The sequence below is a fragment of the Desulfobulbaceae bacterium genome (assembly GCA_015231515.1).
GTDB lineage: Bacteria > Desulfobacterota > Desulfobulbia > Desulfobulbales > VMSU01 > JADGBM01.
In genome coordinates this window covers 1-17860 of record JADGBM010000017.1, presented here as the reverse complement: position 1 = coordinate 17860, position 17860 = coordinate 1, and the positions used below count along the sequence as shown (strand labels likewise).

General features: G+C 46.4%; 20 protein-coding genes, 1 tRNA gene and 1 pseudogene. 15 read left to right on the top strand and 7 right to left on the bottom strand.

From position 1 onward, the window contains the following. Positions 1-90: 90 nt before the first annotated feature. A complete protein-coding gene (locus HQK80_04690) occupies positions 91-840 on the top strand; it encodes a PilZ domain-containing protein (GenBank protein MBF0221518.1) in 750 nt (249 codons plus the stop codon). On the opposite strand, the gene HQK80_04685 is transcribed toward HQK80_04690, so the two are convergent. Then, a complete protein-coding gene (locus tag HQK80_04685) occupies positions 834-1268 on the bottom strand; it encodes a YjbQ family protein (protein MBF0221517.1) in 435 nt (144 codons plus the stop codon). The two genes, HQK80_04690 and HQK80_04685, sit on opposite strands and share 7 nt — an antisense overlap. Positions 1269-1548: 280 nt before the next feature. Here HQK80_04685 and HQK80_04680 point away from each other — a divergent pair, with 280 nt between their 5' ends. From HQK80_04680 to HQK80_04635, 10 genes are all read left to right on the top strand, one after another. Then, positions 1549-2178 (top strand): MBL fold metallo-hydrolase, encoded by a 630-nt coding sequence (locus tag HQK80_04680; GenBank protein MBF0221516.1) that lies wholly within the window; start codon positions 1549-1551, stop codon positions 2176-2178. After that, complete coding sequence (locus HQK80_04675) at positions 2175-2852, top strand: bifunctional precorrin-2 dehydrogenase/sirohydrochlorin ferrochelatase (protein ID MBF0221515.1); 678 nt, start codon at positions 2175-2177, stop codon at positions 2850-2852. The genes HQK80_04680 and HQK80_04675 overlap by 4 nt, the downstream gene beginning before the upstream one ends. Positions 2853-3012: 160 nt before the next feature. Continuing rightward, positions 3013-3828 carry a c-type cytochrome biogenesis protein CcsB gene (gene ccsB, locus HQK80_04670; protein ID MBF0221514.1) on the top strand — a complete coding sequence of 272 codons (816 nt, stop codon included), beginning with the start codon at positions 3013-3015 and terminating at the stop codon, positions 3826-3828. Continuing rightward, on the top strand, positions 3818-5092 hold the full coding sequence (locus tag HQK80_04665; protein ID MBF0221513.1) for a glutamyl-tRNA reductase: 1275 nt from the start codon (positions 3818-3820) through the stop codon (positions 5090-5092). The genes ccsB and HQK80_04665 overlap by 11 nt, the downstream gene beginning before the upstream one ends. A 271-nt stretch (positions 5093-5363) precedes the next feature. Beyond that, the gene (locus tag HQK80_04660) at positions 5364-5753 is read left to right on the top strand and encodes a transcriptional repressor (GenBank protein MBF0221512.1); all 390 of its coding nucleotides are present in this window, start codon (positions 5364-5366) and stop codon (positions 5751-5753) included. A 33-nt stretch (positions 5754-5786) separates the two neighbouring features. Then, positions 5787-6362 carry a rubrerythrin family protein gene (locus tag HQK80_04655; GenBank protein MBF0221511.1) on the top strand — a complete coding sequence of 192 codons (576 nt, stop codon included), beginning with the start codon at positions 5787-5789 and terminating at the stop codon, positions 6360-6362. 24 nt (positions 6363-6386) lie between these two features. Next, positions 6387-6761 (top strand): desulfoferrodoxin, encoded by a 375-nt coding sequence (locus HQK80_04650; GenBank protein MBF0221510.1) that lies wholly within the window; start codon positions 6387-6389, stop codon positions 6759-6761. A gap of 3 nt (positions 6762-6764) precedes the next feature. Next, complete coding sequence (locus tag HQK80_04645; GenBank protein ID MBF0221509.1) at positions 6765-7271, top strand: ferritin; 507 nt, start codon at positions 6765-6767, stop codon at positions 7269-7271. A gap of 97 nt (positions 7272-7368) precedes the next feature. Beyond that, on the top strand, positions 7369-8562 hold the full coding sequence (locus HQK80_04640; GenBank protein ID MBF0221508.1) for an FprA family A-type flavoprotein: 1194 nt from the start codon (positions 7369-7371) through the stop codon (positions 8560-8562). A 136-nt stretch (positions 8563-8698) separates the two neighbouring features. Next, positions 8699-9379 carry a HEAT repeat domain-containing protein gene (locus HQK80_04635; protein MBF0221507.1) on the top strand — a complete coding sequence of 227 codons (681 nt, stop codon included), beginning with the start codon at positions 8699-8701 and terminating at the stop codon, positions 9377-9379. A gap of 111 nt (positions 9380-9490) precedes the next feature. Here HQK80_04635 and HQK80_04630 read toward each other — a convergent pair whose 3' ends face one another. After that, positions 9491-9646 carry a hypothetical protein gene (locus HQK80_04630; protein ID MBF0221506.1) on the bottom strand — a complete coding sequence of 52 codons (156 nt, stop codon included), beginning with the start codon at positions 9644-9646 and terminating at the stop codon, positions 9491-9493. Here HQK80_04630 and HQK80_04625 point away from each other — a divergent pair. Further along, a pseudogene (locus HQK80_04625) lies at positions 9617-9887 on the top strand (hypothetical protein). The gene HQK80_04630 and the pseudogene HQK80_04625 overlap by 30 nt on opposite strands. A 9-nt stretch (positions 9888-9896) precedes the next feature. Here the strand turns inward: HQK80_04625 and HQK80_04620 are convergent. The 5 genes from HQK80_04620 to hcp form a co-directional block, all read right to left on the bottom strand. Further along, positions 9897-11027, bottom strand: coding sequence for a ribonuclease D (locus HQK80_04620; protein MBF0221505.1), 1131 nt, complete (start codon positions 11025-11027; stop codon positions 9897-9899). Positions 11028-11080: 53 nt separating this feature from the next. Continuing rightward, positions 11081-11344: a hypothetical protein gene (locus tag HQK80_04615; GenBank protein ID MBF0221504.1), complete on the bottom strand. Its 264-nt coding sequence runs from the start codon at positions 11342-11344 to the stop codon at positions 11081-11083. Between the two features lie 388 nt (positions 11345-11732). Next, entirely contained in the window at positions 11733-12482 is a 750-nt protein-coding gene (locus HQK80_04610) for a 4Fe-4S ferredoxin (protein ID MBF0221503.1), read from the bottom strand. Between the two features lie 59 nt (positions 12483-12541). After that, positions 12542-13225 carry a phosphohydrolase gene (locus HQK80_04605; GenBank protein MBF0221502.1) on the bottom strand — a complete coding sequence of 228 codons (684 nt, stop codon included), beginning with the start codon at positions 13223-13225 and terminating at the stop codon, positions 12542-12544. 21 nt (positions 13226-13246) lie between these two features. Beyond that, on the bottom strand, positions 13247-14875 hold the full coding sequence (gene hcp, locus HQK80_04600; GenBank protein MBF0221501.1) for a hydroxylamine reductase: 1629 nt from the start codon (positions 14873-14875) through the stop codon (positions 13247-13249). A gap of 313 nt (positions 14876-15188) precedes the next feature. On the opposite strand from hcp, the gene HQK80_04595 reads away from it, so the two are divergent. From HQK80_04595 to HQK80_04585, 3 genes are all read left to right on the top strand, one after another. Continuing rightward, entirely contained in the window at positions 15189-16523 is a 1335-nt protein-coding gene (locus HQK80_04595) for a cytochrome C552 (GenBank protein ID MBF0221500.1), read from the top strand. A gap of 439 nt (positions 16524-16962) precedes the next feature. Beyond that, positions 16963-17039: transfer RNA gene (locus HQK80_04590), tRNA-Met, on the top strand. A 219-nt stretch (positions 17040-17258) separates the two neighbouring features. Further along, the coding region (locus HQK80_04585) for a Fic family protein (protein ID MBF0221499.1) at positions 17259-17860 on the top strand (602 nt) is incomplete at its 3' end.

Here is a 17860-nt window from a genome sequence, read left to right as displayed (position 1 = left end):
ATTACCTTAGAAATAGTTTCGGAGCCGGAGTGTATGCCCTGCGGTTAATGGTCTTTTGTTTACCTTGTTGGATAAGGAATATATACCTGTATGGCAAAAAACTCGAAAACACCCGGCGTTTGGACAACTGAGGAAAACGGTTACGAAAGAACCAACTCTCCTGAAATTATCAAGCGGACGTTGTCAGTTGTCATGCAAAAGCGCCGAGTGCTTGTGTTGCTGGCCAAAGGGTACCAGTCCGGAATGACCGTTTTTGTGTCTTTTGACGCTGAAACTCTCACAATTGATAAGCCGATGGATTGGCCAGAATTGAAAAACGTTCGTGTTGCCTTTAAAGATGAGGCGAAGGTCTGGAACCATTTCACGGTCTCTATTGTTAAAGTTGGAAAAGATACCGTAAAAACAAAATTTCCGACAGAACTTTTTCGGTTGCAGAGACGAGCTCATTTCCGAATTGAGGTGCCATCGTCGAGCAGAGTGTCCTTTGTGCGAAGTTCTGGGCCGGTTACTGATGTTGTTTTGGTTAATATCAGTGCTGGTGGACTGATGATGTGTTTTGCCAAAGGAGAGGGGCCAGAAAAAATAAAGGATCAGGAGGTCATCACTGGTATCGAGATTGAATTACATCCTCTGCCTGGAGATGAAGGTGCAGATCAAAAGGGGGTGGAGGCGCTTCATATCTCTCAAGGTGTTTGTGTTCGCTCATTTGAGGAAAAAGACCAGCAAAAATTCTGTGTGGGGGTGAGTTTTGAGCCCAGGCCGAATGAGGAGATGAAACTGATGCAGTGTATTCGGCAGCTTGAACTTGAAGAGCTTCGGAAGGGTGTAATGCTTCAGTAGCAGCTGTCTTTTTGGTAAGGCGGCCGGTTTGCCCCGATAATTCTCCAGTTCAGGGTTCTGCTTCTGGGGCCATCAAACTCGCAGAAAAAAATACGTTGCCAGGTTCCGAGATTGACAGACCCATTTGAGATAAAGACAATCTCGGAGCTGCCAACCAGAGTTGTCATGATATGGGCGGGCGAGTTACCTTCCAGGTGCTTGTAGTTGATGTTGGCAGGAACAAGTTTCTTGAGAGCTGTAGTCATGTCCTCCTGTACGGCAGGGTCGGCCCCCTCATTAATGGTGATGGCAGAAGTGGTGTGTGGATTGTAAAGGTAGCATATGCCTTCCTTGCAGCCCGAATTTGCAATTGCCTTGTTGATTTGAGTTGTGACGTCAATGAGTTCAATCTTTGCCGAAGTTGTTACTGCTATAGTTCCAGTGAGCATAGCTTTTCCTTTTGGGTTGCTGACAGAGCATGACTGAATCAATATTTTAGGGCTACTCTCAGAGTGTAGCCGGCAGGCAAAATTTTTGCAAAATAGATTTGTACAGGGCGCTTTTGTTTTGCCTTTAACTATTTTTTTGTAGGTTCTTGCTCAGGATCTGATAAATTTCTGCTCGGCTGGGAGCTGAATTATTTTTGTTTTAAATTTTGTTATCTTTACAGACTTCGTGATACGATAAGCAAGTTTTGATTACCTTGATAAAATATTAATGGAAGAGCATATGGTTGAAACTATTCTACAGTCGCTCACCTGGTTGGGGCATGACGGGTATTGTCTCACAGCTGAGGGTAAAACAATTTACTTTGATCCTTTCCAGCTAGCGGGTAACATTTTCCCCCCTGCCGATCTCATCTTTATATCCCATGAACATAGAGACCATTTCTCCCCGGAAGATCTCGCGAAAATAGTGACGGGCCGGACTGTTATTGTAACGGATGCGCGGGTGGCGGAAAAGCTGACTGGTCTTGTTACTGTTGCTGCCCCTGGGGACAAAATAGAAATTTCCGGCCTCTCGGTTGAAGTCGTTCCCGCTTACAATATCAATAAAAAGTTTCACCCAAAGAAGAATGGCTGGCTCGGTTTTATCGTTACAGTTGAAGGGGTAAGGGTTTATCATGCCGGGGATACGGATTATATTCCGGAAATGAAAGATATGCGCGCGGATATAGCCTTGCTCCCGGTTTCCGGAACCTATGTGATGACAGCTGCCGAAGCTGCGCAGGCCGCTTTGGATATTAAGCCCCAGGTAGCAATTCCAATGCATTATGATTCGATTGTCGGCTCAGCAGACGATGCCCGGTTGTTCGCCGAAGCCCTGGAAGGAAAAATACGAGTGGAAATATTGTCATGATGTTCTATCCGGCATATCTTGATATCAAAGGTCGGGAGTGTGTTGTGGTGGGTGGGGGACGAGTTGCGCTGCGAAAGGTCAGGGGGCTTTTAGAATGCAATGCCTCGGTGAGTGTTGTCAGTCCGATTTTACATGCAGAGCTTGCTGCCTTGCATGCTCAGGGCAAAATTATCTGGCACGAAAAAAAATATAGCAAGGGTGATATCGTCGGTGCTTTTCTGGTCATTGCCGCCACTAATGATCAGGGTGCCCAGGAAGAAGTGTTCCATGATGCCCGGCAGTTGAACACATTGCTTAATGTTGCCGATGTTCCGGAGAAATGCAATTTTATTCTGCCTGCCAGAGTTCAGCGGGGCTCCCTTTCGATCTCGGTTTCAACTGGGGGTAAGAGCCCTGCTCTTGCCAAAATGCTGAGGAAAAAACTGGAACAGGAGTTTGACGAAAACTATACCGTGCTTAATGATATTATGGGCATCGTCAGGCCGGAAGTGATACAAACTAACTTGCCCCAGCAGGAAAACGAACGTATGTTTAATGCTATTCTGGGAAGTGACATCCTTAAGCATATTGAAGAAGGAAATTCTGGAGCAGTTATTGATATTGTAAATCATTGTATTGGCAAGCAATTGACAGTGAATACGGTTGAAGCAATACAGCAACGATTGCAATCTTGACTACTTGTCATGCCATTAGGTTTCTTGTATCCTTAGGGTGTATACGATTCAAACGTGGGCCTATTTGCTGATCCAGCAATAAGGTGCTACGCTTAATGGTTTTTTCTGCAAGATCTTAATGGCTGTTTGAATTAACAGTTCTTAAAAAGGAGTCTGGTAAATGCCCTTAATATTTAAAATAACTTTTCTTACCTATATCGCCTCGGCGGTGATGTACCTTCTCTATTTTGCTAATCAAGACAAAAAAATACGAGCCACCGCCAGATTGATTCTCTTGATGGGCGGTATTTTTCATACCATTACCTTGATCACTCGGTATTATGAGGTGGGGCATACACCTATTACCAGCATGCACGAGTCGGTCTCCTTTTTCGCGTGGGCAATGACCTGGGGCTTTCTCATCTTCCGGTGGCGGTATCGAGTTAAAAATTTTGGCACCTTTGTGAGCGTGTGTATTACCCTGCTTATGGTTATTGCCTCAATGTCTTCCCAGCAGGCTATTCCCTTGCCACCGGCTTTGCAAAGTAAGTGGTTGCCGGTTCATGCCTCCATTGCCCTCCTGGCCAATGCCTTTTTGGCCTTGGGCTTTTGCGGCGGGGTGATGTATCTGCTTCAGGAGCGGGAGATTAAGGCCAGGCGTTTTGGACTCTTTTACAGTCGGCTTCCTTCGCTTGAGGCGCTCGACAATTTAAATCACCACTGTTTGGCAATTGGCTTTCCGCTCCTTACACTGGGTATTATCACAGGCTCAATATGGGCAAAACAGGCTTGGGGATCTTATTGGCAGTGGGATCCCAAGGAGACATGGTCACTTGTGACCTGGTTTATCTATGCGGCCTTGCTGCACTTTCGCTTTACCATGGGCTGGCGGCGGAGAAGGGCGGCTATTATGTCCATGATAGGGTTTGGTGCCTGCCTTTTTACGCTGTGGGGTGTTACGTACCTGTTGGGAGGTTTACATTCCTATGCAGGCTGATAAACTACTTGTTTTTGGCGTCAATCATAAGGTTGCGCCTGTTGCAGTGCGTGAAAAACTTGCCTTTTCTGGGAACTGTGAGAATCCAGTGGTCGCGATTAAAAAGCTGCCTGGTAATCGTGAATGCTGTTTCCTTGGAACCTGCAACCGTGTTGAGGTTATCTGTGCCAGCGATAACCCTGAAGAAACGGCTGTGGGAGTACGTAAGTTACTTTTTGCAGCGAGCGGTTTGGATGATGTTGAGGCTCAAAAATATAGTTATGTCCACCAGGGTGTTGAGGCAGTAACCCATCTGTTTCGAGTTGCCTGTAGTCTGGACTCAATGATCGTAGGTGAACCCCAAATTCTTGGTCAGCTGAAAAGCGCCTACCGAGACGCAACAGAACTGAAAAGCCTGGGGCCCATACTTAACAAATTTATCAATAAATCGTTTTCGGTGGCCAAGCGTATTCGCACAGAAACCAACATTGGTGGCAGTGCTGTCTCCATTAGCTATGCCGCTGTGCAATTGGCCAAAAAAATATTTGGCAGTCTGGAAAACAAGAAAGTTATGCTGGTGGGCGCAGGCGAGATGGCCGAGTTGGCCGCCGAGCATCTTATCGCCCAAGGAATTGCAGAAGTTGTTGTTGCCAATAGAACACTTGAAAATGCTGTAAAGCTTGCTAAGCGGTTTAATGGCAAGGCGGTATCGTTAACGGAACTGGTTTCAGAACTTGAAAGTGTCGATATTTTGATTAGTTCCACAGGGGCGACGGATCTTGTGCTATTGTGTGATGACGTTAAACCTATCATGCGGCAGCGGATGAACAGCCCCTTATTTCTGATCGACATTGCTGTACCCCGGGATCTTGATCCTAAGCTTAATGATCTTGATAACGTCTACCTGTACGACATTGACAACTTAAAAGATGTTGTGGAGGTCAATAAGTCTGGGCGCAACAAGGAAGCTGACCGAGCTGAAAGGATTGTTCAGGAGGAGACCCTTAAGTTTAGCAAGTGGCTTGAGAGCATGGAGCTCACCCCTACTATTGTTGAACTCCGGCAGAAAATAGATGAATTGCGTGAAGCAGAGCTCCAAAAAACACTGAGTAATCTTAAAGAACTAAGCCCGAAACAGGTTAAATCAATTGAGGCGTTGGCCGCATCATTATCAAATAAAATTATGCATAACCCAATTCGTTTTCTTAAGGATGACGTCGAAGGGCAGGGCCAAAAAATGAAACTAGACTTTATTCGTAAAGCCTTTGGGCTTGATGAGATATAGCAGAGCAACTCTTCATTAACGCATAACTTTTTATCATCTACAGGAGATGTTTCTATGTTTTTGGTTTCCCAATTACGCTCCTGCGAGTAATCATAACACTGTCATTGTGTCATACTATTATCTTGCAATCATTTTTAGTGAGTATTATAATCAGTAATAATTACTAATTAAGAATTGTTTCCTAATAGCCCCTCAACGATTTCCGATAGTCGGAGCACTGTGAACTGAACCGTATCAAGGTGAGGTCACAGATTACTTGAAAGGTGAGAAGATGCTAGAAAACACATCGCTTCGGATGACTAAACAGCGCCAGGTTATTCTTGAGGAGCTTTGCTCCGTTAAAACGCATCCAACTGCGGACGACATGTATGAGATGGTGCGCAAGCGCGTTCCAAATGTTAGCCTGGGTACCGTTTACAGAAATCTGGAGATTCTTTCTGAAACCGGGGTTATTCAGAAGCTGGATGTTGGTGGTACTAAAAAGCGTTTTGACGGCAACGTTATGACTCATTCGCATCTACGATGCAAAAACTGCGGACGGGTTGAAGATGTTGATTTTGACCCCGGAGTTGATCTGGATAGCGCTATTGAGCCGTATACTGATTATCAAATGATAAAGCACCGGTTAGAGTTTATAGGTGTTTGCCCAGAGTGCCAATAGGTAATTATTTATTTTCTTTTTGAGGTGAAAAGTATGTCTAAAGTAAAGGGAACAGAAACTGAAAAAAATATTTTAAAGGCTTTTGCCGGTGAATCACAGGCGAGAAATCGTTACACCTACTTTGCAAAGGTTGCTAAGAATGAAGGTTTTGCCCAGATCTCGGCGATTTTTGAAGAGACGGCAAACCAGGAAAAAGAGCATGCCAAGCGTCTATTCAAGCTCTTGGAAGGTGGGGAACTGGAAATTACTGCGAGCTTCCCCGCTGGCGTGATTGGTTCAACTGTTGAGAACCTCAAGGAGTCGGCAGCTGGGGAATATTACGAATATACGACGATGTATCCTGAGTTTGCTAAAATTGCCCGGGAGGAAGGACTTTCCAATATAGCTACAATCTTTGAATCAATTGCGGTGGCTGAAAAACAACACGAAAAACGCTATAAAGGTTTAGCGGCCAATATTGATGATGGTAAAGTTTTTAAGAAGGATGGTTCGGTAGCTTGGAGATGTTTGAACTGCGGCTACGTTCATGAGGGTGAGGAAGCCCTGGCCTCTTGCCCGGCTTGTGCTCATCCACAGGCCTACTTTGAGTTGCTGTGCGAAAATTGGTAATAAATATAAACAAGGAGAGAGCAAATGGCTAAAGAGATGGAAGTGTATAAATGTGAGTTGTGCGGTAACATTGTAGAAACTCTTCACGGTGGGGCCGGCCAGCTTGTCTGTTGCGGTCAGCCGATGACTCTGCTTAAAGAAAACAGCGTTGATGCCGCCCAGGAGAAACATGTTCCGGTCATCGAAAAGGTTGATGGCGGATATAGCGTGAAGGTTGGATCTGTTGCTCACCCGATGGAGGAGAGTCATTATATTGAGTTCATTGAACTTATTGCCGGGAACAAAGTGTATAGGCAGACCCTGAAGCCTGGCGCAAAGCCGGAGGCATTCTTCGCTGTAGACAGCGATACGGTCAGCGCGCGGGAATTTTGTAATCTTCATGGTTTGTGGAGGGCCTAAACAATGTTGAGCGCAAATATTGAAAAGGCCATTAATGATCAGATCAACGCTGAGCTATACTCTGCGTATCTGTATCTGGCTATGAGTGCCTCCTGTGAAGGGCTTGGACTCCCTGGAATGGCAAGTTGGATGAAGAATCAAACCCAGGAAGAGATGTTCCATGGCATGAAGATGTACGATTTTGTCCATGAACGTGGCGGGCGTGTGATCCTTGGGGCCATTGATAAGCCCCAAGCAGAATGGGATTCTGCATTGGCAGTGTTTGAAAATGTATTGTCTCACGAACGAAAGGTCACCGGTTTGATTAACAACCTCGTGAATTTAGCCTTGGACGAGCGGGATCATGCCACCAATATATTTTTGCAGTGGTTTGTTTCTGAACAGGTTGAGGAAGAGTCCACGGCTGCTGCCATCGTTCATAAACTGAAGATGATCGGCAGCGATGCCAGCAGTCTTTTTACCCTGGATCAGGAACTTGGTCAGCGGGTTTTTACTCTTCCGGTTAAATAGTTATACCAGGACTGGTACACATCGTTAAAATTGACAAATCCCGCCGCTAAGCTCTCTGTGGGCTTAACGGCGGCTGTTTTATAAGGGGGTGGTCGCAATGGGCAAAGTGGAGATTAAAAAGGATATTTATTGGGTTGGTGCGGTGGACTGGAATGTACGTGATTTTCACGGCTACTCGACCTACAAAGGAACGACCTATAACGCTTTTTTGGCTATGGACGAGAAGGTTGCCCTCTTTGATACGGTCAAGGCGGGGTTCAAGGAAGATTTGCTTTACCATGTAAGGGAGTTGGTTGATCCAAAGTCAATTGATTATCTGATCGTTAATCACGTTGAAATGGATCATTCAGGCTGCCTTCCGGATATCATTAAAGAGGTGCAGCCTGAAAAAATATTTTGTTCCCCTATGGGAGAAAAAGCACTGCACTCCCATTTTGATACCAACAATTGGCCTATTGAGGTTGTTAAGTCCGGGGACACACTTTCTTTGGGCAAGAAGACTGTGACCTTCCTGGAAACTAAAATGCTTCATTGGCCAGACAGCATGTTTTCCTATATTGCAGAAGACAAGCTGCTGATTTCCAGTGATGCCTTTGGCCAGCATATTGCCTCGACGGAGCGTTATGTTGATGAACTGGCTATCGGTGAGGTGATGACACATGCCGCAAAGTATTATGCCAATATCCTGCATCTGTTTTCCCCCAATGTTCAGAAGTTGCTGGAAAAAGTTGGGGAGTTAGGGCTTGAAATAGACATGATTGCTCCGGATCACGGTTTGATTTGGCGTAATAATCCGGCTGATATTCTTGCTGCCTACGACAAGTGGAGTCGGCGGGAAACGAAGCGGAAGGCCCTTGTTATTTATGACTCCATGTGGAAAAGCACAGCCAAAATGGCGGTTGCCATCGGTGGTGCTATCGGCCGAGAGGGGGTGTCAGTCAAAATGCTGGATTTGGCCGTCAACCACCGGAGCGATATTATGACAGAAGTGCTGGATTCTCGCGCGCTTGTCTTTGGCTCGCCGACCTTGAATAACGGCTTCTTGCCACGCATGGGAGACTTCCTGACGTATCTCAAGGGGCTGCGACCTAAGGGTAAGATTGGTGCTGCTTTTGGCTCATTTGGCTGGAGCGGAGAAGCTGTGAAACATCTGAATGCCGCAATGGAAGAGATGGAGATTTCAGTGGTTGACGAAGGTCTACGGGTCAAAAATGTGCCGAAAGATGAAGACTTTGTCAAGTGTAAGGAGTTAGGATCGAAGATCGGCCAAGCTGTTGTTGCGATGGGTTAAGTCGGCTGCGTCGATAGTTAAAAATTAAAAGTGTAAAGTTAAACGACGTTTTTTTAACACACGCCATGGATAGACCTTGGATAAAATATTCGGCTAAACCTAGAAACTAACACGAACCTGCGGATCTGGCTTAGTTATGGGTATACGAGCTGTTAAAGAAAAAGTGACAGAGTTGCTGCGAGCGGCTGATCTTGAAAAAGCCCTGATTGAGCTCAGTACCTATGAGCAGGGCAGGGTTTTAAAGCCGCTCTTGTCATCACTATGCAGTTGCGATAAGGTGGTCAAGTGGCATGCAGTTACTGCCATTGGCCAGGTCGTCGGGGCGACGGCTGAGACGGATTTTGAATCAGCCCGGGTCGTTATGCGCCGTTTTATGTGGATGTTAAATGATGAGTCTGGCGGGATAGGCTGGGGGATTCCTGAAGTAATCGGCGAAGTGTGCGCCGTGCATCCTAAGATTGCGCAGGAGTATACTCATATACTTGTCTCATTTATGCGGGAAGAAGGGTTTTACTTGGAACTCCCGGAACTTCAGCGGGGGCTCATGTGGGGTCTTGGCCGTCTGGCTCAGGTTTACCCGCAGTTGCTTGTCGAAAAAAATTCTCTCTCGTATCTACCTCTCTATCTCGGGTCTGCGGATACTCGTGTTAAGGCCGGAGCTGTCTATGCTACAGGTCTTCTTAATGATAAGCAATCGCTTCCTGTTCTTCATAAGTTTGTGGGGGACTCTTCCGTGGTAACCCTCTATAAAGACCGTCGTTTTGAAGAGACAACTCTTGGTGCGCTGGCTCGAGAGGCAATCTCTCTTTTGCAATAAATACAAGTAGGTAGTTGGCTCATTGCCTGTATGTTTGCAGGTTAAAGGTCTCCCCTTACTGAAGAGCATGAAAAAAAATGATGGTTTCAAAAAGGAGAAATTATGAAAAAGCTATTTATTGCCCTTTGTCTTCTGTAGTTCTTTTTTGTTGGTGCCGCGTCGGCTGAGTATCTCAAAGACAAGATTTCCACTGATGGCGGTGAGTTGACGATTACGTTCCTGAAACATGCCAGCCTCATGTTTGAGTACCAGGGGAAGGTGATTCACGTGGATCCGGTCAGTAAAATGGCAGATTACGGTAAGCTGTCAAAGGCGGATCTCATTCTTGTGACTCATGAACCTGCCGTATACGATGAATCCTGAAATGGTGGCTGATGCTGTCCGCGCCTTTAAGCCAGCGGTCTTATATCCCTACCATTATCGTGGAACCGATCCGCAGGATCTGGTTGATCTTCTCAAAGACCAGACGCATACTGAGATTCGGGTTAGGAAAATGTATGATGAATAGTCTGCCGGCCTATAGGTCGGAGTCGCTATTCAGGATCTGAATAATCTCAGGGCCAAGCTCACTGCGCTGCCATTTTTTGAGTGCAGCAAAAATTTCTAGGTCATCAATAGTGGCTGGAGGTTCGCGGGCGATCTCTTCAAGAAGGGCGGTGTTGATCATAATCCCTGGATCTATGCCAACTGCCAGAGATTTGCCGGTTCGCCATCTCTTTAAGGTGTTAATTCGTCTTTTTGTTGCCGAATCGTCGATACTTTTTTCTTGGGTCGGGAACGTAGGGAGGTCATCCTTGGGCAGGGATTGGCTTTCCTTTATGATCTTCAGCCATTGATTACCATTTTTTTTCAAAATGCTTGGTGGAAGTGCCATTTTGTCTAAATCAGCCGGAGTTGCTGGACTGTTTTTGGCCAGGGTCAACAGGACATTGGTCTCAACGACCTTAAATAAGGGCCGATTAAGGCGGCAGGCTTCCTTGTCGCGCCATTGCAACAGAGCTTCAAGGGCGGCAAGCTGGTACCCTTGAAGTGTCCAGGCGCCCTTGGCTTTTAAAAACAGTGGGGCCTCGGTCTCACTGTGCCTGACTTTTTCAAGAATCTCAAACTCTTCGCTTACCCAGTTCAGGCGATTTTTCTGCTGGAGCTGTTCTGCCAGCAGCGCGGCAAGTTTATGCAGATAGAGTGTGTCTGAGGCTGCATAGGCGATCATTGGTTGAGGCAGCGGCCTTTTCGACCAATCTGCCCGTTGATACCTTTTATCTAGGGTTACATCGAAGTATTTGCTTAATATTGCGGCAAGGCCAACCTTTTCTTCGCCAAGGAATTGACAGCAGATCATGGTGTCGAAGAGTCCGCGTACCTCAAGTTTGAAATCTCGATATAAAGAACGTATATCATAATCGGCGGCATGGAATATCTTGCGTATTGCCGGATTAGCAAGAACCTTTTGCAGGCAGGAAATGTCGGCTATTGCCAATGGGTCGACTAGAACGGTGCGACTTGGCGTGGAAAACTGGAGCAGACAGACTTTTTCGCGATAATTATGCATCGAATCAGCCTCCAGATCAACGGCAATTACTTGCTCTTGTTCAAGCTCAGAGGCAAAGCTAGATAACTCGTTGGCAGTGCTGATTATTGGATATGGCATGCGATCCTTATGTGGGGGAGGTTAAAAAGTATGAACTGGCAATATGAATCAACTCATTGGGCGCGAGTTTCTAGAAGGGTATGTTTGGTTTGAGTACCCATTAAAAGGGTGCTGTTGTTGTGGGTAATTGAAGGTGATAGCGACACTATCTCGTCTTCAGCAAGAAAGGGGAAGCCTGTTTTGTCTGGTGTGAAACCTTCGCTGATGAATGCAAGTAATGGAGTAACTAGTAGGGCGAGGATGAGTGCTAATTTTGTCATGATGGTTTTGATTTGCTCTGTTTTTTTTGAAGTTATAAGATTTGGTGCATCTAACACAAAGCAATTGGTGTGCCAATAGCAATTTTCCTTTTATGTCAATTAGTTATGGTTTTGCCTGGCCTGTTTTGTTGCTTGGCGGTGATAGCATGCGACGGATTACCGTCGGTTGGGGGTGACACTGCGCGTAGTTGTAGTTGAGTTGTACTTGGCGAAACACAACAATTATGCTAAAGCCAAGCGGACTTGACCTTTAACCCTTCTGAATCCCTTTCTGAATCCCTTGTTCTTCCCACTGTTTTGTCCATTCGGCAACTCGTTCTGCTAGCATACTCTCAACCTCTATTGAATGGCTCCGTACTGATTGATTCTAATGATGACCTTCATTCTACCGGAAAACATCGAGAGATCAAAGAGAAAATGCTTAACGGTCACTAATCACACAAACTTAGAGCTTCTCCCGTTTGATAACGCTGCCCTGTGTGCTGATGGTCACAACATCAACAGCAATAGATTTCCCGGAATTGGTTAGTGCTTTTTGGACAATGTGTCGCATTGTCTGGCAGCACGGTACTTCCATAATGGCAACGGTTGCTGATTTTACTGCTACCTGAGAAAAAATCTCCGTAAATTTTTGCACATAGGACTCACCGTCGTCAAATTTGGGGCAGCCCATGAGCACAACGCGTCCTTGCAGGAGATCCTGATGAAATCCAGCATAAGCGATTGGCGCGCAATCTGCGGCAATCAGCAAATCGGCATTTTGCAGAAAAGGTGCACTGGGTGGTACGAGACGGATCTGAACCGGCCAGTGGCTGAGGGCCGAGTCTGAGTTTGCTTGCACCTTTGGCTGGTTCGCCTGCTGGCAAGGAGTCTGGCCAAGGGGCTTAAAGTTTTGTATCTGGGCTGATGGGCATCCACATGCAGAAGTTTTCGGTGCTTCAGTCGCTTTTTTACTCTGAATAAGTTCTTCGACAGCCTCTTCGTCAAAGTCATCCGCTTCGCGCTCAACAATGGTTAGGGCCCCGGTTGGGCATCCCGCCATACAGGCGCCCAAGCCATCACAGTATTTATCGGCAACAATTTTTGCTTTGCCATTGATAATCTCAAGGGCACTTTCAGCGCAGTCTACAATGCACTGGCCGCATCCGGTACAAAGATCTTCATCGATTTCAATTATCTTTCGTAATACTTTCATTTTTTTGACCTCATAACTTATGAACTTTAATGCCTTAGAACTCACTTCGAAGTCTAGGCTTATGGCGCGTTTTGGGTGAGTTGTTTTGCCTGTTCCTGGGCACTTTTCGTCAGCAAAGCGGGCCGGTTTGTTCCCTCAGGGTTGCTGGCAATATGCGAGAGAATAAGGCTATCGTGAACAATGCAGTGGTTAATGTTACCGTCGCTGGCAACCTTCAGTGGATCGCTGAGAATTGTACAGACTTCGTCAACAATTCCGGGGTTGGCACCTAGCGAGGTAAGCCTGGAACGGATCTGTTCAATTGCGGTGGCCTTACTTTCTGCCTCAGTGAGAGTCGTCGCAAAAGGCAGAAAATAGGTTGCAATCATCACAACCGCCTTGTTTGCCGCGTCTTCTGTTTTGATAATTGTATTCGCAAATCGGGCTGCCTTGGTCATTAAAGAAATTTTGGCAAAATCTTGAGCCAGCATCTTTTTTGACTCAATGGCAACACGATCGATAAGCAGCTCCTGTTTTTTAGCGATCATCTCCGGAGGCAGACTGCCCAGGCATTGCTCTGCATAGGGGCAATAAGATGCGCAGCCGAAGTCAATCTTGGGATTGAGCATCTCATTCCCGCATTGCCTGCATTTTCGCTTATTATCATCCTTGAAGAACTCGACTATAGTTCCGCATTTAGAACAATTTGCCTCAAAAATTGCCTCATTGTCCCAATAGCGACTGTCTTGACCTGGGCATTGCATAGTATGTCTCCGAGTTACAAATTAACCTAGCATGGCAGCTAAATCAGCTTCCGGGGTGGTGATAGGCATGATGTTAAAGTTCTCAACCAGTACGTTCAGGACGTTTGGAGTAACGAAAGCTGGAAGACTGGGTCCGAGTCGGATATCTTTGATTCCGAGATAAAAAAGCGTCAGCAGAATTACTACAGCCTTTTGTTCGTACCATGAAAGAACGAATGAAAGGGGCAGATCGTTAACGCCGCAATCAAAGGCGCCGGCTAAGGCAGAGGCAATTTGAATGGCCGAGTAGGCGTCATTACACTGCCCAACGTCGAGCAGGCGAGGAATGCCGCCGATATCACCAAGTTTTTTGTCAAAGAAACGGAACTTGCCACAGGCCAGGGTCAAAATCATGCAGTCTGAAGGCACCTGCTCAACAAATTCGGTGTAGTAGTTTCGGCCAGGCTTTGCTCCATCGCAACCACCAACCAGGAAGAAATGGCGGATATCTTTGTTTTTAACGCCGGCGATTACTTTGTCGGCAACCGATAATACGGTGTTACGCCCAAAACCAGCCATGACGGTACCTTTGTCGGTGTCCTCAGTAAATCCAGCCATTGAAAGGGCCCGGTTGATTGCCGGAGAGAAATCTTTATCGCCAAGATGCTTTACTCCTGGCCATGCCACCATGCCTGTTGTAAAGATGTTATCTACATAGCTGTCTTTGGGTTTCTGAATGCAGTTTGTGGTCATAACAATTGCGCCAGGAAACTCTGCGAACTCTTTAGCCTGATTCTGCCAGGCAGTACCATAATGGCCGTAAAAATGATCGTGCTTCTTCAGCTCAGGGTAGGCGTGGGTGGGCAGCATCTCACCATGGGTATAAACGTTGATGCCTTTGCCTTTGGTCTGGAGGAGGATGTTGTTAAGATCTTTTAAGTCGTGTCCTGAAACCAGAATGGCTTTACCTTTTTTGGCGCCCAGTGGAATCTCGGTAGGTACAGGGTGACCGTAGGTGCCGGTATTACCAGCATCGAGAAGCTCCATTGCCCGTAAGTTAACTTCGCCGCATTTCAGGACAAGGCCAACCCAGCCATTCAGGTCGATATCTGTTCGTGAAAGCGAGGCAAGCCCTTCATGGATAAAGGCGTAAACGGTGTCATCTTCTTGGCCCATAATTCTGGCATGATCAGTGTACGCAGCTAGCCCTTTAAGTCCATAAAGAAGAATTTCCTTGAGTGACAAGATATCCGCATTCTCAATCTTATTTGAAGGCAGGTTGGCAGATTCCCCTTTACTGATCATGTCCGCCTCGGTTGTGGGAAGTGTAAAGGTTGCAGCATCGTCAGTGCTGGAAACATCGCCACCGGCCGCGGCAACTTTAGCCTTAAGCGCATCCCGGAGCGTAATGGCTGTAGTAATAAGTGCTGTGAGGCGTGCGTCGTCAAAGTCTACATTGGTCAGGGTCGAAAAAATAGCTTCGCAGGTAAATTTATTAACCTGCGCGTCGATGACACCAGCCTTCCTTCCCGCTGTGGCATAAATACCTATACCTTGGGATGCGTAAATAAGCAGATCCTGTAAGGCAGCTGTTGAGTTTGACTTTCCGCAGACACCGATTGTGGTGCATGCCGTTCCTTTTGCTGTTTGTTCACATTGATTACAATTCATGATTTTCTCCTTTGGGGTTATGGTGCAATTAAAAAATTATTTATGTGAGCACGACTATGGGTCTTTTGCCGCGCTCCTATGACGGTTTTTCCGGCAGGTTCAATTAAACTATACACGGGAAGGCCAGCCTGATCCTTGACTTAGGTCAAGACTGAAAAAATTTTTTAATTTTTAATTGCTTGAATAAAGTGCTTGACCCAACAGGTGAACATCGTGATAGAATTTCTCTTTGTGCTAAAGAAACTGGCTAAATTAATTGTATGGTCAAAGGTTGTAGGAAAGCAAATTAAAAACAGAAATGGGAGGAAGAACAATGCGAACTGCGTGGAGAGTTTTTTTAGGTGTGGCTTTATTGTCCAGTGGCATAGCAATGGACGCCCAAGCCAAAGTTTCTGCTGAAACGCAGAAATGTCTTGATTGCCATACGGAGATGATGCCAGGCCTGGTTGATCAATGGCAGTCAAGCAGCCATTGGAATGCTGGCGTCGGTTGTTATGAATGCCATGGCGCCCAGAAGGGAGAGCCCGATGCAATGGATCATAACGGTTTTTTTGTGGCTTCCATTGTTTCTCCTCGAGATTGTGGTAAATGCCATCCCAAGGAAACAGCTGAGCAGGAGGCAAGCCATCATGCTAAGGCTGGCGATATATTAAATACTCAGGATGGGCTTTTGGGCCAAACAATTGGTGGTGAACCGGCTGTTGCAGTTGGTTGTCGCCAGTGCCATGGTTCAATTGTTAAGACAAACGCAGATGGAACTTTGGATCCTGCCACCTGGCCTAATACCGGTATTGGTCGCGTCAATCCTGATGGATCAAAGGGAACATGTTCTGCCTGTCATACCCGGCATCGATTCAGTAAGGCACAGGCCCGCAAGCCGGAAGTTTGCGGTAAATGTCATCTTGGCCCTGATCACCCACAAAAAGAGGTATACGAAGAGTCGAAGCATGGAATTTTATATCGTGCCTACGAAGACGAGCTGAACATGGACAATCCGAAGTGGGTGCCTGGTCAGGATTATTATGATGCCCCAACCTGCACAACCTGCCACATGGGCGCAACGGCAAATCTCCCGGTTACCCACGACGTGGGTGAGAGACTGGCGTGGGATCTGCGGGCTCCAGTGTCCAAACGAACTGATAACTGGCAAAAGAAACTGGGCAACATGACTGATGTATGCCAATCGTGCCATGGTCCGGCCTTTGTTTCGGGGTTCTATAGTCAGCTGGATCAGTTTGTGGATCTGTATAACAGTAAATTTGCTGTTCCAGCCCAAGAGATACGCAGTCTGCTCATGGAAAAAGGTGTCATTTCGAAGAGTAACTTTGATGATAAGATCGACTGGATTTATTGGGAGTTGTGGCACCATGAAGGAAGAAGAGCCCGCCACGGCGCCGCAATGTCTGGTCCTGACTATGCCTGGTGGCACGGTATTTATGAAGTGGCAAAGCATTTCTATACAGAGTTGCTGCCGGAGGCAAAAGAGGCCAGCGAGAAGGCTGGAAAGCCTGAAGTCTATGAAGAGATACTCACGAAGTATATAAAGAGTGATCCGCGCCACGTCTGGTTTATTGAAGGGTTTGATCCTCAAAAAGTTGAGGCGATGAAAAAATATTATCAAGAGCGCTACGATCAAAAAGTAGAGTAGATATGTTCACTGAAGTGTGATGAAAAAAGCCGTCACGCAAGTGGCGGCTTTTTTTTTACAGTTGGTTATATCGTTTTGAGTTCGAAATGGGTGAGTATAACCTTGGCTGGGTAAAAATACCCTCAAAGTTGGGTGTCTGTGCATCATCGAAATAAAGATGGAGAATGCTTTTGTTGTGTAACAGCTTGATTTTAAAGGGTTTGACTGGATCGTCCTGTTGTTGGCACGTCGATTGCTTTACATGTTAATCAAATTGCACAGAATGCTTTGATGTTTATTTCTGTACTCTTTTAACTCTCCTCCTTGGATAAGGCAGGGTCAGCCGTGGCCCTGCCTTTTTTTATTTTAAAAATTCTAGAAGGTCTTTTTTTTATATTTCAAATGTGTTATATGGGTTTCTTCTCGAAGGGAGGAGTTGTCCTCTTCCCTCGTGAATTATGGCGATGTAGCTCAGCTGGTTAGAGCGCACGGCTCATATCCGTGGTGTCCGGAGTTCAAGTCTCTGCATCGCCACCAGCACATAATCCGGCAACGTCCGGTGCAATACAAAAACCCGCATGGCTTTAAGCTTTGCGGGTTTTTTGTTGTCCGGTGGTGTCCGGTGAAATTCGTTGCAATCCGGGGGTAGCTAGAAGGAACCCTTGACAAGATAAAAGATGCCTGCGAATATGCAGCTGAGTCAGTAGAGGATATAGCTCGCATGTCAAAGGAAATAGCTCACGGTAAACGCTCTGCATGACTGAAAATTACCAACCACCCTTTACCATAACCAAACAAATTCTGTCGCTGGTCAGCGAGATCAGCGAGGCAGTTGGTTATATTGATGCGGCAGGCCTTGCCCCCGGTTCACCAAAACTCCGTAAAGGCAACCTGGTAAAAACGATCACCGGCACATTGGCCATTGAGGGCAATACGTTAAGCCTGGAGCAGGTCAGTGATATTGTTGATGGTAAAAGAGTGCTCGGCTCAGCCCGTGAAATTGCTGAGGTACATGGGGCTATCAAGGCTTATGAGAGTCTGAACCACTTTGACATGACAAGCGAAGAAGACCTGCTGAAAGCCCACCGGATGCTGATGGAAGGCGTATTGGCAAAGTCTGGTCTCTTTCGTCGGGGCAGTGTCGGTATCAAGAAGGCTGGTGAGGTGATCCATGTTGCCCCAAGCGCTGAAATGGTCCCTCAACTGATACGGGATTTATTAAACTGGATTGCGAACAGTGACGACCATCCCCTGATTGCCTCTTCTGTTTTTCATTACGAGTTTGAGTTTATTCATCCCTTTGCTGACGGTAACGGTAGAATGGGGCGGCTGTGGCAGACCTTGATCTTGAGCAGTTG